The sequence below is a fragment of the Akkermansia sp. GGCC_0220 genome (assembly GCF_017566105.1).
Taxonomy (GTDB): Bacteria; Verrucomicrobiota; Verrucomicrobiia; order Verrucomicrobiales; family Akkermansiaceae; genus Akkermansia; species Akkermansia massiliensis.
The window spans coordinates 68,575-92,577 of record NZ_JABFCI010000010.1 but is presented as its reverse complement, the minus strand read 5'-3'; the positions used below and the strand labels follow the sequence as shown (position 1 = coordinate 92,577).

Sequence of the window (24,003 nt, the reverse complement as noted above, 5' to 3'; positions counted from 1 at the left end):
GACCAGACAAATTACACCGGGCGTCTCCATTCAGCGATGGAGGCGCCTTTTTGTTTGCAATTTGCGCGGCAATCGGGAATATAGGGAACCGTGAGCATGTTCCGGATACAGCACATTCTCCTGATCGCCGCCGCAGGGCTCTGCTCCTGCGCCACCGAACGTACGGTGACCACCAGCCTTCAGCCCAAACAGCGCCCGGACTCGGCAAAAACGGACGCGGAGCTGATGGATGCCCTGGAGGCGAAATTCGCCGGCGGCTTCGGCCAGCAGACGGACAAGGAAGGCAACACCAAGATGGTCTCCCAGAAACGGAGCTCCTTTGAAGGACTCCGGTACAACGGCGACATGTCCCAATTTGAGAAAAAGGCCTTTGAAACCACCGCCTTTGAAAAAAAGAAATTTGACGGAGCCGCCACACAGTTTGAAACCAGGAAATGGGACGGCGTCAAATCCTTCACGGATGGAAAACTGGAAACACCGGACTTCATTGCCCGGGCCAAGGGCGTGAATACCCAGTCCTGGCAAGATGCCTCCAAACAATACGCCACGCAGCAATCCGACCTTCAGGGCCGCTCCTGGAAGGAGGCGGACAAACACCTCGGACGCACCGTCAACCGGGACATTGAAGCCAAGCGGCAGAGCTTTGAACAACCCACCATGATGAGCGCTCGCCAGGCCCAGGCCCGCACCATCCAGGAAACACGGGAAATGATGGGGCGGACGGACTAGCGCGCCAACGTTCCGGACGTGATCCCATGCCACATTTCAGGTTCGACATTGTTTTCAGCCGCCCTCTATAATCCCGCCCGTGAGTGCCAAAGACGTTCCACCTTCCATCACCCTGCCTACCAGCGACTACTATACCATTGTCAAAATGAGCAATCATGCCGTCGTGGGAGTATTCCGCCAGCATGTCTTTGCACGCCGCGGCACGCGCCGTTACGCACCCCCCATTCCGGAAGAGCACGACTCCTACTGCGTTAAAAGAACTCCGGAACGTGTCATGGTGCAAATCTTTCATGACGGCAACGAAGTTTACCGTTGCATTTTTGTGCCGCCTGCCGATTATTGACGGCAGGACAACCATGAAAGCGCCTTTTTTCAGTCTGGCCTTCTGCCTCATTACAAGTCTGATTGCAGCCTGTTCCTCCCCCTCGGGACCCAATGCGTGGACGCCGGTCACTTCCGGCCCGCCGCGCGCGCCCATCCCTCAGAACGAAGTTCTGGTCATTGACGAATACCCCATGGGGGAATATACCAACGTAGGGCACTTTAACGGTCCTGAAGGGCGCATTGTCCATGTCTCCATGGAAGACAAGGAACTGATCGACTACTTCACCAGGGAGGCTGCCGCCATGGGCGGCAACACCGTCGTCATCAGGGAACCGCGCATCCGCTACCGTTCCGGTGAAGGCAAGAGCAGCCGGGTGGACGTCATCCATGTGCGGGAGGAAATGGGAACGCACGGCGCGGAAGACCTGGGCATGGACTCGCTCCCCATTGATGAAGAATCCCTGCGGATTTATTAATCCGGCCCCACTACCCTGCGCGATCTCCCGCCCGGGGCTTTTTTCAGCCTTTTCTATTGGCCGCGCCGCAATGCGGGCACTCCGCATGGGAATTCCCGTCCTCCACATAAAACCGGAACCCGCATATCCGGCACCGCACCTTGCGCCTCCGGTCCAGGAAAGACCGTACCCACCCCATTGCCAGGCAAATGAACACTACGGCGCAAAAACCGCCGGACGCCAGCAAAAACAGGCGCAGCAAAAAATCGTGAAGGGTCATGCTCACGACTCTTCCTCCTTCCATTCAATGGACATGGTGCCGCTCCGCGGCTCCCGGGACGGAACCCAGCGCAGGGAGCGGGCAAACCTCATGGCGGACTCGTCCGCTCCATTGCTACCGGAAGACTCCAGCAGCAGCACCTGGGAGGGAACGCCCCATACGTCCACTACCACAAAAAACTCGCTTCTCAGCCCCGTATGGTCCTCGCTCCTGGAAAAACCGGACAGGGAGCCGGCTGTAACAATCCGGCCGTCCAGCCCCGGAGAACAAAAAGACAGGTAGGGAATGCACGTGCCGGAAACATCCAGGGAAGGATTCATCATGGCGCGTATATGGAAATCCGGATGCTGCCACATGCGCCACACCTGGTCCGCCACGGTGGGGACGGACACGGGGGGAAGAGGAGCCAGAGGCGTATCGGCGGAGCGCAGGGAAGGCAGAGTCACGCCCGTTTCCCCGATCGGGCCGGCTGTCACCGGATCAGCCCAGACGGGGCCCCTTACGGGCAGTGGAGTATTGCGCAGCACATACTGGTGCAGGCGCGGATTATCCGCAGGAAGCAGAACCACGGCGCCCGGCTGGTCCCCCCGGCGGCGGACTCCCGGCACCTCCACATGGACAAACACGGCGGCCACGGATGCGCAAACGCCGAACAAAAGCATCCACAGCAAAATGCGCCAGCGCAAAATGCCGGTCTCCCGCCAGTCAAACGTCAACCCCACGTGGAGGTCGAAAATCTTGGCCCGGCTCTTTTTGTTCAGCTTCATGCGGCAGAATGGAAAAAAATCAATCCGCAGGCTCGGCGGCAATATAGCACGTCATTCCCTTGGCAAGCACCATATCCACCAACTGCTGTTCCAGAGCCCGAGAAACGGCGGAATCCAGCCGCAAGGCAATCCCCACGCGTCCCCCTCCATCCCCCTCGTTCTCCCGGGAAATCCGGTCCAATTCTGCGGAAACGCCGGGAAGGCCGCCTTCAATCAGGCGGTTCCCAATGTAAAAAGCGGGCTGGTCGCCGGCCGTGACGGAAATAAACTCCACATCCCCCACAATATTCATCAGGAAACGGGAGGACGGGGCCTTCACCTCATACCCGTACGCCATCCCCACGCGGGAAGTCATGATCGTCAGCACGCAAACAAGCACGACCAAATCCAGCAGGACGACCACCTGCATGAAAAACGCCCCGGTGGGCAACGTTGAGCGCGTATTGATCTGCATGCCTTTTTTCCTTCCCTGTTACGCTTACACTCCCCGTCCGGCCATGCTCTCCCCCTCCTCGCGCCTCTGGCGGGCGTCGCACACCAGGCACACGGCCTCCGTGCCGGCCCGTTCCAGGGAATGCACGATCTGGCGGGAGCGGGAAGCCAGGTAGGAATAAAACAAATAAGCGGGAATCGCAATGCTCAGCCCCAGGGCGGAGCTCAGCAGGGCCTGGTAAACGGCGTCCGACATGGCGAGGGTGGGGGCCTTCCCTTCCAGGAGGCCCGGCTGGGAATAAAAACCCACCAGCCCCTGAATCGTCCCCAGGACGCCTATCAGCGGACTCACCGTAGCCACCACCAGGAGGCCGCGGATATTCTTCTCAATCTGGAACACCTCCATCTGCACGGAATCCTCCGCCACGGTCCGGAGCTCTTCACGCCGCAATCCGGCATGCGCCAGCACGGAGGCAACCACACGGGCCGCCGGGCCAGGCAGAATGGAAGCCTCATGCCGGGCTTCATCCGTCTTTCCGGCATTCACCAGCTTGGAAATGCCCCTTAAAAAATCCCCGGTATTAATCTGAATCCTGTGGAAATATAAAATCCGCTCCGCAACAACCGCCAGCGCGTACACGGCCAGAATGCTTAAAACCCAGAACAACGGCCCTATCTTGATGATCAATTCATTCATAACCCACTTTCTCGCGTCAGATGATGCACACTTTCCATGTAAATTCAATCCAAACCTATGTAGCCCGGCAGCCGAGCTTCTGCAGCAGCCGCGTTCCGGCCCACAATAAAACGGCGCCGATCCACAGCAGAGAACCCAGGCACAACAGCCATACCGCATCAAACAGGCACATGCCGGAAAGCAGCAGCACCACGGCCGCCTGAACCCGGGGCCTGCCCGCTTCACGCCGGGCCACCATGGAAATCAGGCAGGTAAACGCAAACAGGCCGAAAGCATACCACAGCAGGGACGCGGGCAGCACGGGTTCCCCGGCCGCATGGGCAAACACCAGCCCGGCGGCCAGCACCCACAGCCCGCGGCACAGCCCCATCAGAAAAACGGAGCCGCTCCACAACTTGTGAAACATATTGTACAGGGAAATCACGATCAGCAGCACAGCGCCCGCGGCAAACTCCCCGCCCAGCGCCATATTCAGCACCAGGCCGGACAGCCCGGCCACCAGGGACAGCAGCCTCAGCACGGACACGCTCACCGCGCCGCACGGCACGGGACGGTCCGGATAACGGGAAGCGTCCCACCTGGCATCCACACGGTCATTCTCCCACATGCCGTACAAATAAAAGCACAGCCCCATCAGCACCACGCCCGCATACAGGCCGGCAGGCGGCAGCTCCGCTCCCCGGACGGCAGCCCACGCCACGGCCGCATTGGTGAACAGCGTGGGAATATTGGCCGGACGGGAGGAACGGATCACTCCCCTCAATAAACGGCAATCATGCATCGGCGCACACTGTATAGGGAAAAACGGCATTTACCAAGCACATCCACAGTCAGCAAAAGTGTGGAGACGGCCCTCCCTACCATGCAGGGCGGTATCCATACATACCCAGAAATAGATTGTCTTTACAGGGCTGTTCCCTATCATCCGGAAACATTAAAGCTTCTTTTTCTCCCCTCCATGAATATCAGAACCCACATCCAGGCGCTTCTCATCTGTACCATGGCCTTCTCTGCACAGGCGCAAAGCATCGTGGATTCCCGGGCCTCCCTTCCCCGGGCCGTTCAGCTCCACGGGGATGAAGGAAGAGAAACGGTGCATCCGGACGAATCCAAGCGCATCTCCCCGAACGAAGCGCCGGCCTCCCGCATGCAGCCCCAGCGCATCGTCAACCGGATAGCGGCCACCGTCAACGGTCGCCCGATTACCGCCAATGAAGTCAGCGTGCGGCTCATGCCCATCGGCGCGCAGCTCGCGGCCCAGTACCCCAAACAAGGTCCCGAATTCTACAAACAGCTCGCCCTGGCGAAAAAAAACATCATTGAAGACCTGGTGGAGCGCGAACTGCTCCGCAACGAATTCGAAGGCATGGGCGGCGTCATCCGCGACTCCCTCATTGACCAGGAAATCAACCGCACCATCCTGACCACCTTCAACGGTGACCGCTCCGCTTTCCTGAAAAACCTCAACCTCTCCGGCATGACCATCCGCGCCTTCCGGGAAATGACGAAAAAACAGCTCCAGGTCCAGATCATGCGCGCCTCCAAATACGACCAGGAAATACCGCCCACCCCGGAAGAAATACGGCAGGAATACGAGGCAACCAAGGAACAATACCGGGACCTGACCAAGGACAAAATCAAATTCAAGAAAATCTTCATCCCCATGCTGGGGGACGACTCCGCCTCCACGCCGGAAGTGCAGCTCAACCTGGCGGAACTCATCGCCAAGGAAATCAAATCCAAAAACGCCACCTTTGAAGACATGGCCAAGCGGTACTCCAAAGACCTCTATGCGGAAAAAGGCGGCGACTGGCCCGTCACGGAGCGCTCCACGCTCTCCCCGGAATCCGCCGCCATCATCTTTGGCGCGCAGCCCGGCGAAATCATCGGGCCGCTGGTGGACTCCACCGGCTTCACCATCGTGCTGGTGGAAAAAAAGGAACTGGCCCCTCCTCCGCCACTTTCCGCCATCAAGGAGCAGATCGACATGATGGCGCGCAACAAGCGCAGCAATGAACGCTATAAAAAATGGGTGGAACGCCTCCGGAAAAAAGCCATCGTCAAGGTGTACATCTGAGTTCCTCCCGTCTCTCCCCTTTCCCCCGTTGCCGGACCGGCCCATTCAACAAGGCCGGTCCGGCATTCTCTTTTTCATTCCCCGGTTCCAGTCCATCCAACCGATTCATTCGTCCTCTTTCTTTGACCGGGGGCAGCTTCCTCTCAACCATATTTCCGGAAGACGCCTCCATACATAACCGGACGGCGGCTGCAAGTCATCCCGCCGGATACGTGAAGCCCTGCTGACGGAATCCGTGCAGAAACCGCATTCTGCTGAATAAAAATCTTGCAAGATTGCAGATTTCCAGTCGTAATACCACAGATATGTTCACCAACATTACACGCACGACCCTCTGCATTACTGCGTTCAGCATCGCCAGCCTCATGGCGGCGCCCCTGGACGCCACCAAAACGGAGAGCCTGGATTGGAACTGGAAATTTGCCCGTTTCGGAAAAATGCCGGATGGCAGCACACAGCCGGAACCGGGAAAAGCCATGGGATTCGCCACTGCCACCAGTGAGGAATCCGGCAATCCGGCGGACAATGCCGTGGACGGGGACAAGTCCACCCGCTGGTGTGCCGACGGCGGCAAAAGCGGGGAGAAAATCACTGTGGACATGGGACGCCCCGTGGACGTGAAAACCGTCAACATCCTGTGGGAAAAACAAAACAACCATCTTTTCAAGCTGGAAGGCTCCGGTGACGGAAAACGCTGGACGACCATTGAAGACAAAACTTCCGGACAAAACGACTCCAAGGAAGACACGGTGGAAAACAAAACCGGCAAGCCACGCTACTTCCGCGTCACCGTCACGGGCAACAACCAGAGCAACTGGGCCAGCATCCGTGAAATCACCTTTAAAAACGACAAGGGGGAAATCATCCGCCCGCAGGCCGCCGCCGGAGCCAGCAAGGCGGACCATCCCTCCAGCCCCGGTTTCAACGACAAAAACTGGCGTTCCCTGAACCTGCCGCATGACTGGGGTGTGGAAGGGCCATACCGCATGGACCTTCCCAATGAAACAGGCAAGCTCCCGTGGGACGGCATCGGCTGGTACCGCAAAACGCTGGAAGTACCGGCGGACGCCAAGGGCAACCAATTCTATCTGGACTTTGACGGCATCATGTCCCGCCCGAAAATCTATGTAAACGGAGACTTGGCCGGCGAATGGAAATACGGTTACGGCTCCTTCCGCGTGGACATCACGCCCTTCCTGAAATTCGGCCAGAAAAACACCATCGCCGTCAGGGTGGACAATCCCCCCAACTCCTCCCGCTGGTATCCGGGCGGCGGCATCCACCGCCATGTGTGGCTCACGGAATCCAACCCCGTGCACATCGAACACTGGGGAGTCTTCGTCAAAACCCCGGAAATCACTAAATCCTCCGCCAAGGTGGAAGTGGACACCACGGTGAAAAACACCACGGACAAGGCCGTCACCCCCTCCGTTACGGAAGAAATTCTGGACGGTGACAAGGTAGTGGCCACAACCACCACCAGGGGGGAAGCGATCCCCGCCGGGGAAAAAGGCAAGGTCACCAGCACGCTGACGCTTAAAAACCCCACCCTGTGGACGCTTGAGGCCCCCCATCTGTACAAGATGAAAACCACGGTCAAGCTGGGTGACAAGGTCATTGACCAGAAACTCACGAACTTTGGCGTGCGCACCATTGAATGGAAGCCCACGGGCTTCTACCTCAACGGGGAGCGCGTACAGCTCAAGGGCGTCTGCCAGCACCATGACCTGGGGCCGCTGGGCGGAGCCGCCCATACGCGCGGCTATGAACGCCAGATTGAAATCCTGAAGGAATTCGGCGTCAACTCCATCCGTACGTCCCACAACCCTCCCGCGCCGGAAGTGCTGGACCTGTGCGACAAAATGGGCATCCTGGTCATTGACGAACTCTTCGACATGTGGCACAGCGCCAAAAAAGGGCAGGACTACCACAACTACTTTGACGAATGGCATGAACGCGACCTGGTCAACTTCTGCCACCGGGACCGCAACCATCCCAGCGTCATCGCCTGGAGCACGGGCAACGAAGTGCCGGAACAGGGCAACAAAAACCTGCATAGCGTCTCCCAGAACCTCACGGACCTCTTCCACCGGGAAGACCCCACCCGCAAGGTGACGGCCGGCTGCAATGACGCCGGGGCCGCCCGGAACGGCTTCGCGGACACGATGGACGTCTATGGCTACAACTACAAGCCCTGGGCGTACAAGGCCTTCTCCAAGGACCGCCCGGACCAGCCCTTCTACGCCAGTGAAACCTCCTCCTGCGTCAGCACGCGCGGAGAATACTTCTTCCCCGTGGACTGGAACAAGAGCAAGGGCTTCTTCCTCTACCAGGTCAGCTCCTATGACCTCTACGCCCCCGGCTGGGCCTACCGCCCGGACGTGGAATTCGCCGCCCAGGACGACAACCCTAACAGCGCGGGCGAATACGTGTGGACGGGCTTCGACTACCTGGGAGAACCCACCCCGTACAACCTGGACGCCACCAACGCCCTGAACGTGCCGGAAGGTCCGGAACGTGAAAAACTGATGGCCGAGCTCAAGAAGCTGGGCAACCGCGCTCCCTCCCGCAGTTCCTACTTCGGCATCGTGGACCTGTGCGGCTTCAAGAAAGACCGCTTCTACATCTACCAGGCCCACTGGAGGCCGGATGTCAAAATGGCCCACATCCTGCCGCACTGGAACTGGCCGGAACGCAAGGGCCAGGTAACGCCCGTGCATGTCTACACCAGCGGGGATGAAGCGGAACTCTTCCTCAACGGGAAATCCCAGGGCGTCCGCAAAAAGGGCACCGGTGAAAAAGACCGCTACCGCCTCGTGTGGGAAGACGTGAAATACACGCCCGGCACCCTCAAAGTCGTCGTCAAAAAAGACGGCAAGCCCTGGGCTACGGACACGGTAACCACCACCGGAAAACCGGCGGCGCTCACCCTCAAGCCGGACCGCAGTGAAATCAAGGGAGACGGCTATGACCTCTCCTACGTCACCGTGGCCGTCCGCGACGCGCAGGGCCGCATGGTGCCCCGCAGCAAAAACCAGCTCACCTTCAAGGTAAGCGGCCCCGCGGACATTGCCGGCATCTGCAACGGCGATCCCACGGACTTCACCACCATGGCGAACCCGGAAAACAAAAACATCATGAAAATCAAGGCCTTCAACGGTCTTGCCCAGGTCATTCTGCGTTCCCGCAAGGGTGAATCCGGAAAAGTGACGCTCCAGGTCATCTCCAACGGCCTCAAGCCGGCCCAGACGACCGTGACGGTCAAATAAATCCTGAAAAAACTCCGCTCAGGCCGCCGGTTCCCGCCAGGGAGCCGGCGGCTTTTTCATACTGCTGCCCCTGGGGCGGAAAGGGCCGGTTTTTCCACCCATCCCAGGGCAGGTAGGGATTGAAAGAAAAAAACTTTATGGTACCCTTTTGCCCATGTCTGATCTGCCCAAAGCATATGATCCGTCCCTAGTGGAAGAAAAATGGCAATCCCGCTGGATTGAAGAAGGTTGTTTCAAGGCTGACCCGGCTTCTGAAAAGCCTGCCTACTCCGTCGTCATTCCTCCCCCCAACGTCACGGGAGTGCTCCACCTGGGCCATGTGCTGAACAACACCATCCAGGACATCCTGGTGCGCCGCGCGCGCCAGAAAGGATATGAAGCCCTGTGGCTGCCGGGCACGGACCACGCCGGAATCGCCACTCAGGTACGGGTGGAAAAGGACCTCAAGCAGACGACGGGAAAGAGCCGCCATGACCTGGGCCGTGAAGCCTTCCTGGAAAAAGTCTGGGAATGGAAGGAAAAACACGGCGGCATCATCATCAACCAGCTCCACAAGCTGGGCTGCTCCTGTGACTGGGACCGCGAACGCTTCACGATGGATGAGGAATACACCAAAGCCGTCGGGCAGGTATTCATTGACCTCTTCCGGGAAGGCCTCATCTACCGCGGCCGCCGCATGGTCAACTGGTGCCCCGTTTCCCTCACCGCCCTCTCCGATGAGGAAGTCATCATGACGGAGCAGAAAAGCAAGCTTTACACCGTCCTCTACAAGCTGGAAGACGGCTCCGGAGCCCTTCACGTAGCCACCACCCGTCCGGAAACCATCATGGCGGACGTGGCCGTGGCCGTCAACCCGAAGGACCCGCGGTACGCCCACCTCATCGGCAAAAACGTCATGCGCCCGCTCAACGCCGCCCCCATTCCCATCATCGGGGATGAATACGTGGAAATAGAATTCGGCACGGGCGCTCTGAAAATCACCCCGGCCCATGACAAGGCCGACTTTGAAATAGGCCGGAAATTCAATCTGGAAATCATAGACATCCTCACCCCCGACGGCCATATCAACTGCACGGAAGTGCCAGAACTGCACGGCATGGACCGCTTTGACGCGCGCCGGAAATCCGTGGAAATGCTGGAAGCCGCCGGCCTCATGGTCAAAATTGAAGACTATGACAACAAGGTGGGCTTCTCCGAACGCGCCAACGTCCCGATCGAACCGCGCCTCTCCATGCAATGGTTCCTCAAATACCCGTGCGTGAAGGAGGCGGCGGACGCCGTGGCCGGCGGGGACATCACCTTCCGCCCCGCGCGCTGGGCGAAAACCTATGCCCACTGGCTGGAAAACATCCAGGACTGGTGCATCTCCCGCCAGCTCTGGTGGGGGCACCGCATCCCCGTCTGGTACCGGAAGGACAAGGCGGAAGAACTCAGGAACGCCCCTGCTCTGGACGCCTCCGCCCTGGAGCAAGGCTTCCTCTACGTGGGAACCGAGCCGCCCGCGGATCCGGAAAACTGGACTCAGGACAGCGACGTGATGGACACATGGTTCTCCTCCTGGCTGTGGCCCTTCTCCACCATGGATGACGAAACCCGCGCCAAATTCTACCCCACCACGGACCTCGTCACGGGACCGGACATCATCTTCTTCTGGGTGGCCCGCATGATCATGGCCGGCTACCGCTTCCAGCATGACAAGCCGTTCAGCAACGTCTTCTTCACGTCCATCATCCGCGACAAAATAGGACGTAAAATGAGCAAATCCCTGGGCAACTCCCCGGACCCGCTGGACCTGATCGCCAACTACGGCGCGGACGGCCTCCGCTTCGGCCTCATGCGCATCGCCCCCACGGGCACGGACGTGCGCTTTGACGAAAACCAGATCGGCGAGGGCAGGAACTTTGCCAACAAACTTTACAACGCCACCCGCTTCCGCCTGATGCAGGGCGCGGCGGAGGAAGACGCTGCGCCGCACTACTCCCCCGTGCACATCTCCATCATCTCCAAGCTCAAGCAGCTCCATGCAGATGTGGAAAAAGCGCTGGCGGACTACGAATTCAACGCCCTCATCCAGAACCTGTACCAATTCTTCTGGAACGAATACTGCGACCGCTTCCTGGAAGCCGTCAAGGGAGATTTGAGGGACGGAGCGGACCCTGCGGCACGGGCGGCCACGCTAACCACCATGGACACGGTGCTCAGGCACTACCTAGCCCTGCTGCATCCGGTCATGCCGCACATCACGGAGGAACTCTGGGCTTCCCTGGGCTTTGCGGACGCCAACGGCGGCCTTCCGCTCATGCGCACCCCGCTCCCCTCCGCGGACGGTCTTCTGGCAGGGCTGGACGAAACCCGCATCACGCTGGCGAACACCCAGGCTGCGGCTCTCTATGAAACGGCCAACAAGGCCCGGAACCTGAAGGCGGAATACGACCTCTCCAACAACAAAAACGTCAGCTTCATCCTGAAAACCACCCATGACGTCCCTCTGGACATCCTCTCCCGGCTGTCCATTCTGGCAAACGCCAAATCCGTCACCCGGGACGCTGCCTACTCCGCCCCCAAGGGAACGCCTGCGGCCCTCACGCCGCTGGGAGAGCTCTTCCTTCCCCTGGAAGGACTCATTGACGTGGAAGCGGAAAAGGAACGACTGGGCAAGGAGCTGGACAAAATTGCCAGGGAAATCGCCAAATCCTCCTCCAAGCTGGGCAATGCGGGCTTTGTAGAAAGAGCCCCGGCGGAAGTCGTGGACCAGGAAAAAGCCCGCCTGGCGGATTGGGAGGCAAAACAGGCCCAACTGAAAGGGATGCTTGATTCCCTTTCCTAATCATCTATTCTTCCGGGAATGAATGACCTTCAACAGTACTTTGCCGGTCGTGAGCAATTCATTGAATTGCTGGAAGCGGTGGGCATACGTACTCTTGAACAATTCGCTTCCGCGGACCCTTTCACCGTTTTGCCTGAACTCCATCAGGCAAAACGGATGCTGAAACTGCGCACGGAAATACCTCCGGCTCCCGTTTTCAGGGAATGGGTGAACCAGGCGCTTGCAATGCCCACAGCGCCGGAACCGGCTGCCCTGCATGCTTCCGCGGATGGAAGCCTCCCGCTTGCCACTCCCGTGGTGGAACTGGCTCCGGCGGTGAAGACAGCTCCGCGGACATCCGGACCCGGCAGGGAAAAACGGCCACGCCCCCGTGCCGACGGCCCTGCGAAACATCTCTCCACCAAGGCAAGGCGCCAGGAAGAACAAAGCTACCAGCCCGCCAAGCGCGTCCATGTCCGGCAAGAGCCAAAAACCTACCTGCGCAAAAAGGGCGTCAAGCACATGACTCCTTTCCGGACATGGCTGGGAGCCGCCTCCGTCCTCCTCCTCTTCGTCTGCACCCTCTTTTCCATCGCAATCATCACCCTCGTGCTTCTCAACGGGGAACGGGGCTGGTTAATCATCAGCCTCTGCTTCGGCCCCTGGTTTCTGGCGCTGATCCTGTATCTTTCCCTGGCGTTGCCCCGGAAATGCAGCGTATGCCGCGCCCACGTCTTCTCCTTTAAAAAATACACCCGCAACAAGGCGGCCCATCGCATCCCCCTCTTCGGCTACGTATTTGCCACGGCTCTGCATATATTCCTCTTCCGCTGGTTCCGGTGCCCGGCCTGCGGTTCCTCCCAGCAGTTGGAGAAAACCCGCGCGGAGCAGCACAAACACTAGCGTGCGTGTGGCCCCCTCCGCCTGGCCTCCCCGGGATCTCCCGTCCTTTCTCCTGCGCGTAACGCCCGGAAAAAGGCTCCTTTCCTGCCCGGCGGCAGCAAGAACAGCAATCCCGAACAACGCGTTTCCCGCTCTTTGCCCTATCCCTGGGCCCCAAATCCGGATTCAGACGGGACAAACAGACTTCCCTCTCCGAATTCTCTGAAATGGCCTTCCATCAGCGGCTCCCGCGTCTTCCGCCATCATCCCCTGTAATCCACTCCCCGGAAGCGGAACGGGCGCATCTCAAGTCTCTTGGCCCCCGGCATGGCCCTAAGACATTCTCTCAGACAGACCGCCTGAGGCCCTTGCCTCCCTTCCGCCTGAAAAACCCGTATCGACATCTCCATGCCGTGCGATGTAAAACACGTTCCCAACTCGGAAACACGGGAATCCATCCGGACGTTTCAAAAACAGGAAAAAACCTGCTCCATAAACTATTCCGGACTCTCTTCCCAGAGGCCCGGCAAACTCGTAGTTCCGGTGACTTTATTGCTTCTCATGAAAAACGCCTCAAACACACATTCACCGGAAAAATACGGGCAACAAAAAAACGCCGTCCTCTCTTCAGAGAACGGCGTTCAAAATCCTGAGGTGTCTCGGTTAGAGCACTTCCGGAGCAAGGGAAACAATCTTCATGAACTTCTTTTCACGGAGTTCACGGGCGACCGGCCCGAAAATACGGGTGCCGCGCGGATTGTTGTCCTTGTCGATAATGACGACGGCGTTACCGTCAAAGCGGAGCACGGAGCCGTCATCACGGCGGATCGGGGCGGCGGTGCGCACCACCACGGCCTTCACCACAGTACCCTTCTTCACGGAAGCGGTGGGAATGGACTCGCGGATGTGGCAGGTAATAATGTCGCCAATGTGGGCCTGACGGGTGCGCTTGCCGATGACGCCAATCATCTTGGCGGAGCGGGCGCCGGTGTTGTCGGCCACCTGGACTAGGGATTCCATCTGGATCATGGTATCAAATCTCCTTTATTTAATGGTTGATTCCTGATTAGTGGGTAAGCACTTCCACCAGTTCCCAGCACTTGAGCTTGGAAAGCGGGCGGGTTTCAACGATACGTACCTTATCGCCTACCTTGGCCGTGGAATTTTCGTCATGGGCATAGAACTTCTTGCTCTTCTTGACGATCTTCTTGAACTTGGGGTGCGGAACGCGGGCAACGTATTCCACGACGATGGTCTTGTCCATCTTGGTGGAGGTCACCACGCCGACGCGCGTCTTGCGAAGGCCGGGCTTCTTGGTTGTTTCGGTTTGTTCGGACATTGGATTCTAAAAGTGTTAGAATGTTCTGTTGTTACCGGAAATCCTCAGCTTACGCTTCCCCGGTTTCACCCTTAATGGTAAGGGCACGGGCAAGGTCCTTGCGGACAGTGCGGATTCTCTGGTTGTTTTCCAGCTGGCCGGTGGCCTGCTGAAGACGGAGATTGAAGAGTTCTTCACGAAGGCTGCGCACCAGAGCGGAAAGCTCCTTGGCGGACATAGCACGAAGTTCTTTGGGGGAATTCTTATCGGACATGGTGATGAGTAGCTTTAGTGTTGAACGCCTTGACGATAGACGAAGCGGGTCGGCACGCCCAGCTTGTTGGAAGCCAGACGAAGGGCTTCACGGGCCTGGGATTCGGTCACGCCGCCTACTTCAAACAGAATGTTGCCGGGACGGACAACGGCCACCCAGCCTTCCACGGCGCCCTTGCCCTTACCCATACGAGTATCCGGGGGACGGGACGTAAAGGACTTCTGCGGGAAAATGCGGATGAACACCTTACCTTTACGTTTCAGGTAACGGTTGATCGCAATACGGCAGGCTTCAATCTGGTTGTTGGTGATCCAACCGCGGTCGAGCACCTGAAGGCCGAAGTCACCAAAGGCAACATAGGTACCGCTGGTGGCATTGCCGGAACGGCTGCCGCGGTGCATCTTGCGGTGCTTCACTCTTTTGGGCATTAAAGGCATATCTTATTCCTCCTTGTGTTAAGTGTGATGAACAATGTGATGGCGGCTTTCTTAGGCACGCGGACGACGGGGACCGCGGGGGCCGGACGGGCGTGAGGTCTGCTGGGAGACGACTTCATCGCGCTTGTTGACCCAGCACTTCACGCCGATGATGCCGTACAGGGTGCGGGCTTCGGCGAAACCGTAGTCAATCGGGGTGCGGAGCGTCTGCAACGGCACTTTGCCTTCGCGGTACCATTCGGCACGGGCGATATCGGCGCCGCCGAGACGGCCGGCGCAGCGGATGCGGATGCCGTCGGCGCCACGTTCCATGGCTACCTGCACGGCGCGCTTCATGGCGCGGCGGAAGGAAACGCGGCGTTCCAGCTGGACGGCCACGTTTTCAGCGATGAGCTGGGCGTCTGTTTCAGGGGAGCGGATTTCCACGATGTCAATGTTGACCTGGGTGGAAGCGCCGCACAGGCCCTGGAGGTACTGGCGGATCTTTTCAATTTCTTCACCCTTGCGGCCGATGACAAGACCAGGACGGGCGGTGTGGACGGTAATGCGGACGCTGTTCCAGGCGCGTTCAATCACGATGCTGGAGACGGCGGCGGACATCAACTGTTCCTTGATGTACTTGCGCATCACCAAGTCTTCATGCAGCTTGGTGGCGTAATCCTGGCCCGTGGCGTACCACTTGGAACGCCAGTCCTTGTTGACGGCGAGGCGGAACCCGATTGGATTTACTTTCTGACCCATGATATTAGTTCAGCTATATGTGTGTTAGATTGGAATGACTTAGCCTTCTTGATCGGCCAGTACGACGGTGATATGGGATGTGCGCTTGCGGATCATGTTGGCGGATCCACGGGCGCGGGGCATCGTGCGGCGCATCGTGGGGCCTTCATCGACCATGACGGACTTGACCACCAGCGTGTCAACGGACAGTTCCGCATTATTCTCGGCGTTGGCCAAGGCGGACTTGAGCGTCTTATTCAGCAGGTAGGCACCCTTCTTGGGGGTGTAGGACAGGATGTCGGTCGCCTGGGAGACGGACAAGCCTTGAATTTCTTGAGCAATATCGCGCATCTTCTTGGCAGAGATGCGGGCGTATTTGTAAACAGCTTTCACTTCCATGGGTTTTTCCTCGTAGTGCAGGTTATTGATGAAGATGATTTAGTCGTTGGTTTTTACTGAGGCAGAATCTCCGACGCGCACCGGCTCGGCGGGCGCCGCAAGTTTCTGAACAAGCGCGCCACATACTTCCTTGCGGACGTCCGTGACTACGGCTTCTCCGATGGTTTGCGCTCCCCGGGTCACCTGTACGGGCATCCCGACTTGCATCCCTGCCGTTCTGCCGGCGTTCAGCACCACTACTCCGGATTCGGAGTCAATGCTGAGCACCTTGGCTTCCGCCAGGGTTCCCGCGCCATCTCGCACGGGCTGTTGCCTGTATCCCAGAACGGACTCCAGCAGGCGCAGGGAGCTTTCCACTGCCGTCCTTGCATTTGCGTCCTCGGATATGGCTTGTTTCATGTAGGCGAGGATGGCTCCGGAGAGCTTGACGGACGCCTGCTCCAGCCGCTGAATGCGGTCATTGGAGGCTTCGATGTCTGCCACCGCCTGAATCAGGCGTTCCTCACTATTACCTAGCGCTGCGCCTCCCAAAGCTTCCAGCCGGGTACGGATGTCCACCAGCTGGGCGGCCGCCTTGTCGGCGTCGCTGCGGGCCTGGACATAGGATGCCTTGAGGGCCGCATTCTGCTTTTCGAGACGCTCGATTCTGCGCGTCAGTGCCGCCGTATCCTCTTCCGCTCCCTGCAGTATCCCGCCCAGCCCTACAAGGGTGGTAAGGGAATAGGCAAGGATGGAAGAAGAGTTCGACATGTTGATTGTTAACTTACTGATTACTTCTTACCGATACCGCCGTGCTGTTTGAAGACACGAGTCGGGGCAAATTCACCAAGCTTGTGGCCTACCATGTTTTCCGTGACGTACACCGTGGCAAAGTTCTTGCCGGCGTGCACCAGGAAGGTCAGACCGACGAAGTCAGGCGTAATCATGGATGCGCGGCTCCAGGTCTTGATCGGCTTGCGGTCACCGGTTTCAAGCTGAGCGTCGATCTTGGCGAGAAGCTTTTGACTGACAAAAGGGCCTTTTTTGAGAGAACGTCCCATGTTATATGATCCTAGTTAAAGTTATTGTGTATTGGTTACTTGGCGTTGCGGCGCTGTACGATGACGGAGTCGCTGGGCTTGCGGAGACGGCGGGTCTTCTGGCCCTTGACGTGGCCCCACGGAGACTTGAGGTGCTGACGACCGCCGCCGGACTTGGACTTGCCTTCACCACCACCGTTCGGGTGGTCGACGGGGTTCATCGTCATACCGCGCACGGTGGGACGAACGCCCATCCAGCGGGTGCGGCCGGCCTTGCCGGACATTTCGTTCATGTGCTGGGTATTGCCAACCTGACCGATGGTGCAGTAGCAATCCTCATTGAAACGGCGGATTTCGCCGGAGGGCATCTTGATCAGCGCATAGCCTGCTTCACGGTTGGAAACAATGGCCTGCTGGCCGGCTGCACGGGCAACCTTGCCGCCGGAACCCGGACGGATTTCAATGTTGTGAACGGAGGTACCCAGGGGAACGTTCTTCAGGGGCATCGCATTGCCGACCTTGGGAGCAACCTTCTGGCCGCTTTCCACCTTCATGCCCACCTGGAGGCCCGTAGGAGCCAGGATGTAGGACTTTTCACCGTCCTTGTATTCGATCAGGGCGATGCGGCAGGTGCGGTTGGGATCGTATTCGATGGTAAGCACGGTGGCGGGCACGTCAAACTTGTTGCGCTTGAAGTCCACCAGGCGATACTTGCGCTTGTGGCCACCGCCGATGTGGCGGGTGGTGATGCGGCCGTTGTTGTTGCGGCCGCCGGATTTCTTGAGGGGTCTGCAGAGACTCTTTTCCGGGGTAGAGGTAGTGATTTCGTCAAAGGACGGCCACACCTTGTAGCGGTTAGAGGGAGTAACTGGCTTGAATGACTTGAGGGACATGATAGCTTTCCTTCCTAGTAGGGGGCTTTAAACGAGGTCAAGGGTTTCACCGTTGGCAAGCTTGATGTAAGCTTTTTTCCAATGAGCGGTGCGACCTGCATCAGCACGGCGCTGACGCTTGAGCTTGCCGTCATAGTTGGCGGTGCGCACGGAAGCGACCTTCTTGCCGAAAGCGACTTCGACAGCCTTTTTGATTTCGATTTTGTTGGCGTCGCGGTCAACTTCAAGGACCAGCTCGCCAGTGGTTTCCTGGAGCATGGTGGCCTTTTCGCTGATGCGCACCTTCTTGATGACTTGGTAAATGTCTTTCATGGCTTCTTAAGCAGTACGGCTGGCGAGGGTTTCTAAAGCGTTGTCAACGAGGATCACTGCATCAGCGTTCATGAGCTGTTCAATGTTCACTTCTGCGGCGGTCATCAGGAGAACTTCCTGAACGTTGCGGCCGGCAAGATAGGTGGAATCGTCAAAGGAGGCGGCTACGATGAGCACCTTCCTGGCGTCCGTCAGATCCTTGACGGCCTTGATGAAGGACTTGGTCTTGCCGTCAGCCACGGAGAATTCGGCAACGGTGCTGACCTTGGAAGCGGCGATCAGATCGCCCAGCACGCGGCGCAGGGCCAGGCGGCGGGTGCTCTTGTTCACCTTCTTGGTGTAGTCGCAGGGGCGGGGACCGAAGACCACGCCGCCGCCCACAAAGATGGGAGCGCGCTTGTCGCCGTGACGGGCATTACCGGTGCCCTTCTGGCGGAAGATCTTCTTGTTGTTGCCGCTGACTTCAGCACGGGTCTTGGAGTTGGCGGAACCGGTGCGGCGGTTCGCCTGGTAGGCCACGATGAGGTCATGCACGGCCTGGGAGCCCTTGTCACTGCCTACAAGCTGGATGTTGGCGGCAGCGGCGGCTTCTAATGTAAAGGTATTTGCGGACATAGATAGGTTTTCCTATAATCAATGTGAGGTTAACTAAAGCCTTACTTCTTCTTGGCGGGGCGGATCACGAGGTAGGAACCGCGTGCACCGGGAACGGCGCCGGAGATAAGAATGACGTTGTCTTCCGGACGTACGGCCACAACCTTCAGGTTCTGTACCGTGCGCTTGGCATTGCCCATCTGTCCGGGCATCTTCTGGTTCTTCCAGACGCGGCCGGGGGTGGAGCAGCCACCCACACCACCGGTACGGCGGTGCATCATGGAACCGTGGGCGGCGGGAGAGCCGTGGAAGTTGTGGCGGCGCATCGCGCCCTGGAAGCCCTTCCCTTTGGAAGTACCGATCACGTCAACCCACTGGCCGGCGGAAAAGAGGTCCACGCCGGGATCTTCAGCACCTTCAGCAGGCAGTTCGGAAGCTTCCACGCGGAATTCCTTGAGGAGCTTGGTGGGCTGGATGCCCAGTTTCTTGAAGTGGCCGGCCTGAGGCTTGGCCACGCGGCTTTCCTTCTGCGCATCAAAGGCAACCTGAATGGCGTTGTAGCCATCCTTGTCTTCCGTTTTGATCTGGGCGAAGGTGTTGCCCTTTACGTCAATGACGGTCACGGGCACCATAGCGCCGGATTCCTGGTCAAACAGACGGGTCATGCCGACCTTTTTTCCGATAAGTCCTAGAGCCATTGTAGTGTGTCTTTCTGTTTTTTAATTACTTATCCGGGTACCAAACTAGATGCGGATCGTGATGTCCACACCGGCCGGGAGATTGAGCTTCTTGAGCTCATCAATCGTGCGGGCGGTCGGGTCGACGATGTCGAGCAGGCGCTTGTGGGTGCGGATTTCAAATTGTTCAGCCGACTTCTTGTTGACGTGAACGGAACGGTTCACGGAGAATTTTTCAATGCGGGTCGGCAACGGGATCGGGCCGTGAACTTTGGCTCCGGTGCGCTTGGCGGTTTCAACGATCTCCTGGGAGGAGCGGTCGATGGCGCGGGAGTCAAATGCGCGGAGTCGAATGCGGATTTTTGGACTTTGCATGGACGTGCGGTCTATTGGTTATACTTCAAAGGTTTGTTTATTTAGCCTTCTCGGTGACGATCTGGTCAACGAGGTTCTGAGGCACCTGTTCAAAGTGGGAGGGCTCCATGGAGTAGGAGGCGCGGCCACTGGAAAGGGTACGGATGGCGGTGGAATAACCGAACATTTCGGACAAGGGAACCATGGCCTTCAGGATGCAGGCGTTGGCCTTGTTTTCCATGTTGCTGATCTGGCCGCGGCGGCGGTTCAGGTCACCCATGATGTCGCCCTGGTAGTCGGTCGGCGTGGAAGCTTCAACGGACATGATGGGTTCCAGCATGATGGGCTTGGCCTTCTTGAAGGCGTCCTTCATGGCGAAAATGGCGGCCATCTTGAATGCGTTTTCGTTGGAGTCCACTTCGTGGTAGGAACCGTCCACCACTTCAACGTGCACGTCCACCACCGGATAACCGGCGATAACGCCCGTGGTCATGGCTTCATTGAGGCCGGCATAAACGGCGTTCATGTATTCCTTCGGAATGGCGCCGCCCACGATCTTGTTTTCGATGGTGAGGCCCTTGCCGCGTTCGTTCGGCTTCACGTCAATCACCACGTGGCCGTACTGGCCGCGACCGCCGGACTGCTTGACCAGCTTGCCGTCGCCATGGGCGGGAGCAGTGATGGTTTCGCGGTAGGCGATCTGAGGCTTGCCGATGTCGGCTTCCACCTTGAATTCGCGCATCAGGCGGTCAATGATGATTTCCAGGTGAAGTTCACCCATGCCGGAGATCAGGGTTTGTCCGGTTTCTTCGTCGGTCTTCACGCGGAAGGTCGGGTCTTCTTCAGACAGGCGGCCCAGAGCGTTGGACATTTTTTCCTGGTCGGCCTTGGTCTTGGGTTCCACGGCCATGGAAATAACGGTTTCCGGGAAGGTGGGGGGTTCCAGGCAGACATCGTTGTCCGGGCTGGTGATGGTGTCGCCCGTGGTCACGTTGCGCAGGCCCACGATGGCGGCGATGTCGCCGGAGTATACGGCGTCAATGTCCGTGTGCTGGTCAGCCTGGATCTGGATGATGCGGCCCACGCGTTCCGTCTTGCGGGTGCGGGGGTTGTACACGGTGTCACCCTTCTTGAGGACGCCGGCGTACACGCGGATGAACACCAGCTTGCCGACGAACTTGTCAGCCCAGAGCTTGAATGCCAGAACCATGGGCTTGGCATCGTCCGTAGCGGTAATCTTGAAGGTTTCTTCCGCATCCAGCGTGCTTTCAGCGTGGGCGGGAACGGTTTCCACCGGAGAGGGGAGGTAATCCACCACGGCGTCAAGCAGGAACTGGACGCCCTTGTTCTTGAAGGCGGAACCACCGGCAACGGGGATGAACTTGTTGGTGATGGTGGCGCGGCGGATGGCTTCCTTGAGTTCCTTGGGGGTGAAGGGTTCTTCCATGAGAACCTTTTCAGCAAGTTCGTCGTCCACGTCGGCCACGCGGCTCACCAGTTCATGGTAGGCCAGTTCGGCTTCTTCCTTGAGTTCAGCGGGGATTTCCTCAACCGTGTAGGTGGAGCCCAGACGGTCGTTGTCGGCATACATGACAGCCTTCTGGTTCACCACGTCAATCTGGCCGCGGAGCTGGTCTTCAGCGCCGATGGGGATCAGAATGGCGGCGGCGTTCGCACCCAGCTTGTTGTGGATGTCGTCCAGCACGTTGTTGAAGTTGGCGCCGGTACGGTCCATCTTGTTCACGAAGCACATGCGGGGAACGCTGTACTTGGTGGCCTGGCGCCATACGGTTTCCGTCTGGGGCTGCACGCCGGCCACACCGCAGAATACCACGATGGCGCCGTCAAGCACGCGGAGGGAACGTTCCACTTCAGCGGTGAAGTCAACGTGCCCGGGGGTGTCAATAATGTTCAGCTGGAAGTTTTCGCCTTCGAACATTTTGCTGATACCTTCATTTTTCACCTGCTTCCAGTTGGTGGTAACGGCAGCGGAGGTAATGGTGATACCGCGTTCGCGTTCCTGCTCCATCCAGTCGGTAGTGGTGGAACCGTCGTGGGTTTCACCGATCTTGTGGATCATGCCGGTGTAGAAAAGAATACGCTCGGACAAAGTAGTTTTGCCGGCGTCAATGTGAGCGGAGATACCGATGTTGCGGTAGCGCTCAAGGGGAGCCTTGCGATTGGGATTGTTTACGTGATCGGACATAGTGTCTGGAAAGTATCTGTAATGATCGAAAGTGAATGGTTCGGCTGACAGTCGCTGAAGGGATTACCAGCGGAAGTGGGCAAAGGCGCGGTTGGCCTGGGCCATCTTGTGAACGTCGTCGCGCTTGCGGACGGAGGAACCCTGGTTGTTGGCGGCTTCCTTGATTTCGTTGGCAAGAGCCTTGTGCATCGGCACGCCCTTGCGGTTGCGGGCGTAGTTCACAATCCAGCGCATGGCCAGGGATTCGGAACGGGCCGGGTCCACTTCCAGAGGCACCTGGTAGGTGGCGCCACCTACGCGGCGGCTCTTCACTTCCACACGGGGCTTGGCATTTTCAATGGCGCGGGTGATCACTTCCAGGGGATCAATGCTGTCCGTGCCTTCGTTAGCCATGTCGATGGCGGCATAAACAATGCGTTCCGCAAGGGAGCGTTTGCCATCCAGCATAACCTTGCTGATCAGTTTGCCAACAAGAGCGCTGTCGTAACGGGGGTCACGACGTTCGATTTTTCTATAGACGCGTTTACGGCGGGCCATAATATATAGTAGGTAAGATGTTAATGTTTACTTGGCGGCAACCTTCGGGCGCTTGGCGCCATACTTGGAGCGGCCCTGGCGGCGCTTGTCAACACCGAGGCAGTCAAGAGCCCCGCGGACGATATGGTAGCGAACACCCGGCAAGTCCTTCACACGACCGCCGCGAACGAGCACGATAGAGTGTTCCTGGAGGTTGTGACCTTCACCGCCGATGTAGGCGATCACTTCTTCACCATTGGTAAGACGGACTTTAGCCACTTTACGAAGAGCCGAGTTCGGCTTCTTGGGCGTACGGGTCATTACCTGGAGACAAACACCGCGGCGTTGCGGGCAGCTATGAAGAGCGCGTGACTTGGACTTCTCTTCCGGAGTAATACGTCCCTTGCGGACGAGCTGATTAATGGTCGGCATGTTTTCCTGCTTTGGTTGTGGTTCGTCGGTCTGGTCCGATATTCAAGGCGAACATCCCTTTCAGTAAGCAGGAAGCGCGCCTTTTTTCCGGAGGCAAACCCGATAGAAAACGTATTTCTTGCGCCTTTCGGCGCGTTTGGGGACGGCCAATATAACGTGATTTTATATCATGACAAGTCTTTTATTCATCTTTTCCTAAATATTTCATCCGTGCCATTTTCCCCTGCTCTTTCCCAAGCTTCATTCCGGGTTGCCGGTGCCTTTTTCAGCTTCTTCCTCACCCAGCGGACCTCCACATGCTGATAGACGAAATAGGCGGTAACCAGGGAAACACACAAGGCGATTCCCCAGAATAAAACTGGGGGCCCATCCACCCGCCACTTCATTCCCGCGCCAATCCCCACCCATTTCAGGGGGGCAGGCAGGGACGGCAGGCGGACGCTCCACAGGGAGGCAATGCACAGGGCAAAGATGACGGAAGAAACAACGTACCCCGGGAATGAATAGTTCAGGGCTCCGATTCCTTCATGGCTGGCGGCGGAAGAAGCCAGCAGCCACGCCGCGCCTGCTCCAATCCAAAACCACCGCCATGGACTCTTCCACTGTTCCATATTCCAGGACGCACACCACATCCCCAGCAAAAACTGCCACAGGTGGAAACTCACCTGATAATACAGCCTGCCGTAGTCCATCACGGTGCCGCTCCGGAACGCATCAAAAAGAACGCTTGCCGCCAGAAGCCACAGGAACGGCCTTTTCCCGTAATAACGGTAAAGCCACGGAAACAGCGCCAGAAAGGCCATGATGCAGACGATGAACCAGACCGCCGCCTTCCCCATCATCTTCCACATCGCAAGTGTTGGCGCGGCTATCAGCAGCCTGACTCCGGCCCACGCCGTCGCCTGCTGGCCTTCAATAAGAAGAACGGCAAAACCGGCAGTCCAGGCAATCAACAGCACCGGCAGCAGGCGTCAGCCTTTTTCCGGCAATATTCCCCGATGCTTCCTTGTGTGAAACCTCCGGCGGATCGAACGGCCAGAAAACCGCTCAAGACAAAAAAGCCATCCACAGCCACGCTCCCTCCGCAATTCCATCCCCCGCTGTAATGGAAAAAGACAACCATCAGGCACAACA

At 58.2% G+C, this 24,003-nt stretch carries 28 protein-coding genes; 7 read left to right on the top strand and 21 right to left on the bottom strand.

Annotated elements, in window-relative coordinates; all coding sequences use genetic code 11:
• Positions 1 to 96: 96 nt before the first annotated feature.
• The 3 genes from HJW02_RS08705 to HJW02_RS08695 all read left to right on the top strand — a co-directional run bounded on the left by HJW02_RS08705 (position 97) and on the right by HJW02_RS08695 (position 1,529).
• Entirely contained in the window at positions 97 to 729 is a 633-nt protein-coding gene (locus HJW02_RS08705; protein WP_022397808.1) for a hypothetical protein, read from the top strand.
• A 79-nt stretch (positions 730 to 808) separates the two neighbouring features.
• Positions 809 to 1,072: a hypothetical protein gene (locus HJW02_RS08700; RefSeq protein WP_102721852.1), complete on the top strand. Its 264-nt coding sequence runs from the start codon at positions 809 to 811 to the stop codon at positions 1,070 to 1,072.
• A gap of 13 nt (positions 1,073 to 1,085) precedes the next feature.
• Positions 1,086 to 1,529 carry a hypothetical protein gene (locus HJW02_RS08695; protein WP_102721853.1) on the top strand — a complete coding sequence of 148 codons (444 nt, stop codon included), beginning with the start codon at positions 1,086 to 1,088 and terminating at the stop codon, positions 1,527 to 1,529.
• A gap of 261 nt (positions 1,530 to 1,790) precedes the next feature.
• Here HJW02_RS08695 and HJW02_RS08690 read toward each other — a convergent pair whose 3' ends face one another.
• The 4 genes from HJW02_RS08690 to HJW02_RS08675 are packed head-to-tail and all read right to left on the bottom strand — an operon-like array spanning position 1,791 to position 4,465.
• Complete coding sequence (locus HJW02_RS08690; RefSeq protein WP_102753009.1) at positions 1,791 to 2,555, bottom strand: hypothetical protein; 765 nt, start codon at positions 2,553 to 2,555, stop codon at positions 1,791 to 1,793.
• Positions 2,556 to 2,574: 19 nt separating this feature from the next.
• Positions 2,575 to 3,009, bottom strand: a complete 435-nt coding sequence (locus HJW02_RS08685) for a hypothetical protein (RefSeq protein WP_102721856.1) — start codon at positions 3,007 to 3,009, stop codon at positions 2,575 to 2,577.
• A gap of 24 nt (positions 3,010 to 3,033) precedes the next feature.
• Positions 3,034 to 3,684: a MotA/TolQ/ExbB proton channel family protein gene (locus tag HJW02_RS08680; protein ID WP_022397803.1), complete on the bottom strand. Its 651-nt coding sequence runs from the start codon at positions 3,682 to 3,684 to the stop codon at positions 3,034 to 3,036.
• Between the two features lie 55 nt (positions 3,685 to 3,739).
• Entirely contained in the window at positions 3,740 to 4,465 is a 726-nt protein-coding gene (locus tag HJW02_RS08675) for a UbiA family prenyltransferase (protein WP_180971806.1), read from the bottom strand.
• A 177-nt stretch (positions 4,466 to 4,642) separates the two neighbouring features.
• On the opposite strand from HJW02_RS08675, the gene HJW02_RS08670 reads away from it, so the two are divergent.
• The 4 genes from HJW02_RS08670 (at position 4,643) to HJW02_RS08655 (ending at position 12,739) form a co-directional block, all read left to right on the top strand.
• Positions 4,643 to 5,761 (top strand): peptidylprolyl isomerase, encoded by a 1,119-nt coding sequence (locus tag HJW02_RS08670; protein ID WP_180971076.1) that lies wholly within the window; start codon positions 4,643 to 4,645, stop codon positions 5,759 to 5,761.
• Between the two features lie 305 nt (positions 5,762 to 6,066).
• Positions 6,067 to 9,030, top strand: a complete 2,964-nt coding sequence (gene galB / locus HJW02_RS08665; protein ID WP_022397800.1) for a beta-galactosidase GalB — start codon at positions 6,067 to 6,069, stop codon at positions 9,028 to 9,030.
• Between the two features lie 154 nt (positions 9,031 to 9,184).
• Positions 9,185 to 11,857: a valine--tRNA ligase gene (locus tag HJW02_RS08660; protein ID WP_102721859.1), complete on the top strand. Its 2,673-nt coding sequence runs from the start codon at positions 9,185 to 9,187 to the stop codon at positions 11,855 to 11,857.
• Positions 11,858 to 11,875: 18 nt separating this feature from the next.
• Complete coding sequence (locus tag HJW02_RS08655; protein WP_102731822.1) at positions 11,876 to 12,739, top strand: hypothetical protein; 864 nt, start codon at positions 11,876 to 11,878, stop codon at positions 12,737 to 12,739.
• A 642-nt stretch (positions 12,740 to 13,381) separates the two neighbouring features.
• On the opposite strand, the gene rplN is transcribed toward HJW02_RS08655, so the two are convergent.
• The 17 genes from rplN to HJW02_RS08570 all read right to left on the bottom strand — a co-directional run bounded on the left by rplN (position 13,382) and on the right by HJW02_RS08570 (position 23,828).
• Positions 13,382 to 13,747 carry a 50S ribosomal protein L14 gene (gene rplN, locus HJW02_RS08650; protein WP_012419350.1) on the bottom strand — a complete coding sequence of 122 codons (366 nt, stop codon included), beginning with the start codon at positions 13,745 to 13,747 and terminating at the stop codon, positions 13,382 to 13,384.
• Positions 13,748 to 13,784: 37 nt separating this feature from the next.
• On the bottom strand, positions 13,785 to 14,057 hold the full coding sequence (gene rpsQ / locus HJW02_RS08645; RefSeq protein ID WP_012419351.1) for a 30S ribosomal protein S17: 273 nt from the start codon (positions 14,055 to 14,057) through the stop codon (positions 13,785 to 13,787).
• 49 nt (positions 14,058 to 14,106) lie between these two features.
• Positions 14,107 to 14,310 carry a 50S ribosomal protein L29 gene (gene rpmC, locus HJW02_RS08640; protein WP_022397797.1) on the bottom strand — a complete coding sequence of 68 codons (204 nt, stop codon included), beginning with the start codon at positions 14,308 to 14,310 and terminating at the stop codon, positions 14,107 to 14,109.
• A 14-nt stretch (positions 14,311 to 14,324) separates the two neighbouring features.
• Complete coding sequence (gene rplP, locus HJW02_RS08635; protein ID WP_022397796.1) at positions 14,325 to 14,747, bottom strand: 50S ribosomal protein L16; 423 nt, start codon at positions 14,745 to 14,747, stop codon at positions 14,325 to 14,327.
• Positions 14,748 to 14,798: 51 nt separating this feature from the next.
• Complete coding sequence (gene rpsC / locus HJW02_RS08630) at positions 14,799 to 15,488, bottom strand: 30S ribosomal protein S3 (protein WP_022397795.1); 690 nt, start codon at positions 15,486 to 15,488, stop codon at positions 14,799 to 14,801.
• A gap of 39 nt (positions 15,489 to 15,527) precedes the next feature.
• Positions 15,528 to 15,866 (bottom strand): 50S ribosomal protein L22, encoded by a 339-nt coding sequence (gene rplV / locus HJW02_RS08625; protein WP_022397794.1) that lies wholly within the window; start codon positions 15,864 to 15,866, stop codon positions 15,528 to 15,530.
• A gap of 39 nt (positions 15,867 to 15,905) precedes the next feature.
• The gene (locus tag HJW02_RS08620) at positions 15,906 to 16,616 is read right to left on the bottom strand and encodes a hypothetical protein (protein ID WP_022397793.1); all 711 of its coding nucleotides are present in this window, start codon (positions 16,614 to 16,616) and stop codon (positions 15,906 to 15,908) included.
• A gap of 20 nt (positions 16,617 to 16,636) precedes the next feature.
• A complete protein-coding gene (rpsS, locus tag HJW02_RS08615; protein WP_022397792.1) occupies positions 16,637 to 16,906 on the bottom strand; it encodes a 30S ribosomal protein S19 in 270 nt (89 codons plus the stop codon).
• A 35-nt stretch (positions 16,907 to 16,941) separates the two neighbouring features.
• Positions 16,942 to 17,778 carry a 50S ribosomal protein L2 gene (rplB, locus tag HJW02_RS08610; RefSeq protein ID WP_012419358.1) on the bottom strand — a complete coding sequence of 279 codons (837 nt, stop codon included), beginning with the start codon at positions 17,776 to 17,778 and terminating at the stop codon, positions 16,942 to 16,944.
• Positions 17,779 to 17,805: 27 nt separating this feature from the next.
• On the bottom strand, positions 17,806 to 18,090 hold the full coding sequence (rplW, locus tag HJW02_RS08605) for a 50S ribosomal protein L23 (protein WP_022397790.1): 285 nt from the start codon (positions 18,088 to 18,090) through the stop codon (positions 17,806 to 17,808).
• A 6-nt stretch (positions 18,091 to 18,096) separates the two neighbouring features.
• Positions 18,097 to 18,705 carry a 50S ribosomal protein L4 gene (gene rplD / locus HJW02_RS08600; RefSeq protein WP_022397789.1) on the bottom strand — a complete coding sequence of 203 codons (609 nt, stop codon included), beginning with the start codon at positions 18,703 to 18,705 and terminating at the stop codon, positions 18,097 to 18,099.
• 41 nt (positions 18,706 to 18,746) lie between these two features.
• Positions 18,747 to 19,382 carry a 50S ribosomal protein L3 gene (gene rplC / locus HJW02_RS08595; RefSeq protein WP_022397788.1) on the bottom strand — a complete coding sequence of 212 codons (636 nt, stop codon included), beginning with the start codon at positions 19,380 to 19,382 and terminating at the stop codon, positions 18,747 to 18,749.
• A 45-nt stretch (positions 19,383 to 19,427) separates the two neighbouring features.
• Positions 19,428 to 19,736, bottom strand: coding sequence for a 30S ribosomal protein S10 (gene rpsJ / locus HJW02_RS08590; RefSeq protein ID WP_022397787.1), 309 nt, complete (start codon positions 19,734 to 19,736; stop codon positions 19,428 to 19,430).
• A gap of 37 nt (positions 19,737 to 19,773) precedes the next feature.
• Positions 19,774 to 21,921, bottom strand: coding sequence for an elongation factor G (gene fusA / locus HJW02_RS08585; RefSeq protein ID WP_022397786.1), 2,148 nt, complete (start codon positions 21,919 to 21,921; stop codon positions 19,774 to 19,776).
• Between the two features lie 63 nt (positions 21,922 to 21,984).
• Positions 21,985 to 22,458, bottom strand: a complete 474-nt coding sequence (gene rpsG / locus HJW02_RS08580) for a 30S ribosomal protein S7 (RefSeq protein ID WP_012419364.1) — start codon at positions 22,456 to 22,458, stop codon at positions 21,985 to 21,987.
• A 27-nt stretch (positions 22,459 to 22,485) separates the two neighbouring features.
• Entirely contained in the window at positions 22,486 to 22,869 is a 384-nt protein-coding gene (gene rpsL, locus HJW02_RS08575; protein ID WP_102721861.1) for a 30S ribosomal protein S12, read from the bottom strand.
• Between the two features lie 185 nt (positions 22,870 to 23,054).
• Positions 23,055 to 23,828, bottom strand: a complete 774-nt coding sequence (locus tag HJW02_RS08570; RefSeq protein WP_146018239.1) for a hypothetical protein — start codon at positions 23,826 to 23,828, stop codon at positions 23,055 to 23,057.
• Positions 23,829 to 24,003 lie beyond the last annotated feature (175 nt).

Excerpts from the sequence above, each read along its gene's own strand:
- HJW02_RS08670 (WP_180971076.1), top strand. The coding sequence starts at position 4,643 with ATGAATATCAGAACCCACATCCAGGCGCTTCTCATCTGTACCATGGCC.
- rpsJ (WP_022397787.1), bottom strand. The coding sequence starts at position 19,736 with ATGCAAAGTCCAAAAATCCGCATTCGACTCCGCGCATTTGACTCCCGC.
- HJW02_RS08705 (WP_022397808.1), top strand. The coding sequence starts at position 97 with ATGTTCCGGATACAGCACATTCTCCTGATCGCCGCCGCAGGGCTCTGC.
- rpmC (WP_022397797.1), bottom strand. The coding sequence starts at position 14,310 with ATGTCCGATAAGAATTCCCCCAAAGAACTTCGTGCTATGTCCGCCAAG.
- HJW02_RS08655 (WP_102731822.1), top strand. The coding sequence starts at position 11,876 with ATGAATGACCTTCAACAGTACTTTGCCGGTCGTGAGCAATTCATTGAA.
- rpsC (WP_022397795.1), bottom strand. The coding sequence starts at position 15,488 with ATGGGTCAGAAAGTAAATCCAATCGGGTTCCGCCTCGCCGTCAACAAG.
- galB (WP_022397800.1), top strand. The coding sequence starts at position 6,067 with ATGTTCACCAACATTACACGCACGACCCTCTGCATTACTGCGTTCAGC.
- rpsG (WP_012419364.1), bottom strand. The coding sequence starts at position 22,458 with ATGGCCCGCCGTAAACGCGTCTATAGAAAAATCGAACGTCGTGACCCC.
- HJW02_RS08675 (WP_180971806.1), bottom strand. The coding sequence starts at position 4,465 with ATGCATGATTGCCGTTTATTGAGGGGAGTGATCCGTTCCTCCCGTCCG.
- rplD (WP_022397789.1), bottom strand. The coding sequence starts at position 18,705 with ATGTCCGCAAATACCTTTACATTAGAAGCCGCCGCTGCCGCCAACATC.
- rpsL (WP_102721861.1), bottom strand. The coding sequence starts at position 22,869 with ATGCCGACCATTAATCAGCTCGTCCGCAAGGGACGTATTACTCCGGAA.
- fusA (WP_022397786.1), bottom strand. The coding sequence starts at position 21,921 with ATGTCCGATCACGTAAACAATCCCAATCGCAAGGCTCCCCTTGAGCGC.
- HJW02_RS08695 (WP_102721853.1), top strand. The coding sequence starts at position 1,086 with ATGAAAGCGCCTTTTTTCAGTCTGGCCTTCTGCCTCATTACAAGTCTG.
- rplP (WP_022397796.1), bottom strand. The coding sequence starts at position 14,747 with ATGCCTTTAATGCCCAAAAGAGTGAAGCACCGCAAGATGCACCGCGGC.
- HJW02_RS08690 (WP_102753009.1), bottom strand. The coding sequence starts at position 2,555 with ATGAAGCTGAACAAAAAGAGCCGGGCCAAGATTTTCGACCTCCACGTG.
- rplC (WP_022397788.1), bottom strand. The coding sequence starts at position 19,382 with ATGGCTCTAGGACTTATCGGAAAAAAGGTCGGCATGACCCGTCTGTTT.
- HJW02_RS08685 (WP_102721856.1), bottom strand. The coding sequence starts at position 3,009 with ATGCAGATCAATACGCGCTCAACGTTGCCCACCGGGGCGTTTTTCATG.
- rpsQ (WP_012419351.1), bottom strand. The coding sequence starts at position 14,057 with ATGTCCGAACAAACCGAAACAACCAAGAAGCCCGGCCTTCGCAAGACG.
- rpsS (WP_022397792.1), bottom strand. The coding sequence starts at position 16,906 with ATGGGACGTTCTCTCAAAAAAGGCCCTTTTGTCAGTCAAAAGCTTCTC.
- rplN (WP_012419350.1), bottom strand. The coding sequence starts at position 13,747 with ATGATCCAGATGGAATCCCTAGTCCAGGTGGCCGACAACACCGGCGCC.
- HJW02_RS08680 (WP_022397803.1), bottom strand. The coding sequence starts at position 3,684 with ATGAATGAATTGATCATCAAGATAGGGCCGTTGTTCTGGGTTTTAAGC.
- rplW (WP_022397790.1), bottom strand. The coding sequence starts at position 18,090 with ATGAAAGACATTTACCAAGTCATCAAGAAGGTGCGCATCAGCGAAAAG.
- rplB (WP_012419358.1), bottom strand. The coding sequence starts at position 17,778 with ATGTCCCTCAAGTCATTCAAGCCAGTTACTCCCTCTAACCGCTACAAG.
- HJW02_RS08660 (WP_102721859.1), top strand. The coding sequence starts at position 9,185 with ATGTCTGATCTGCCCAAAGCATATGATCCGTCCCTAGTGGAAGAAAAA.
- rplV (WP_022397794.1), bottom strand. The coding sequence starts at position 15,866 with ATGGAAGTGAAAGCTGTTTACAAATACGCCCGCATCTCTGCCAAGAAG.
- HJW02_RS08620 (WP_022397793.1), bottom strand. The coding sequence starts at position 16,616 with ATGTCGAACTCTTCTTCCATCCTTGCCTATTCCCTTACCACCCTTGTA.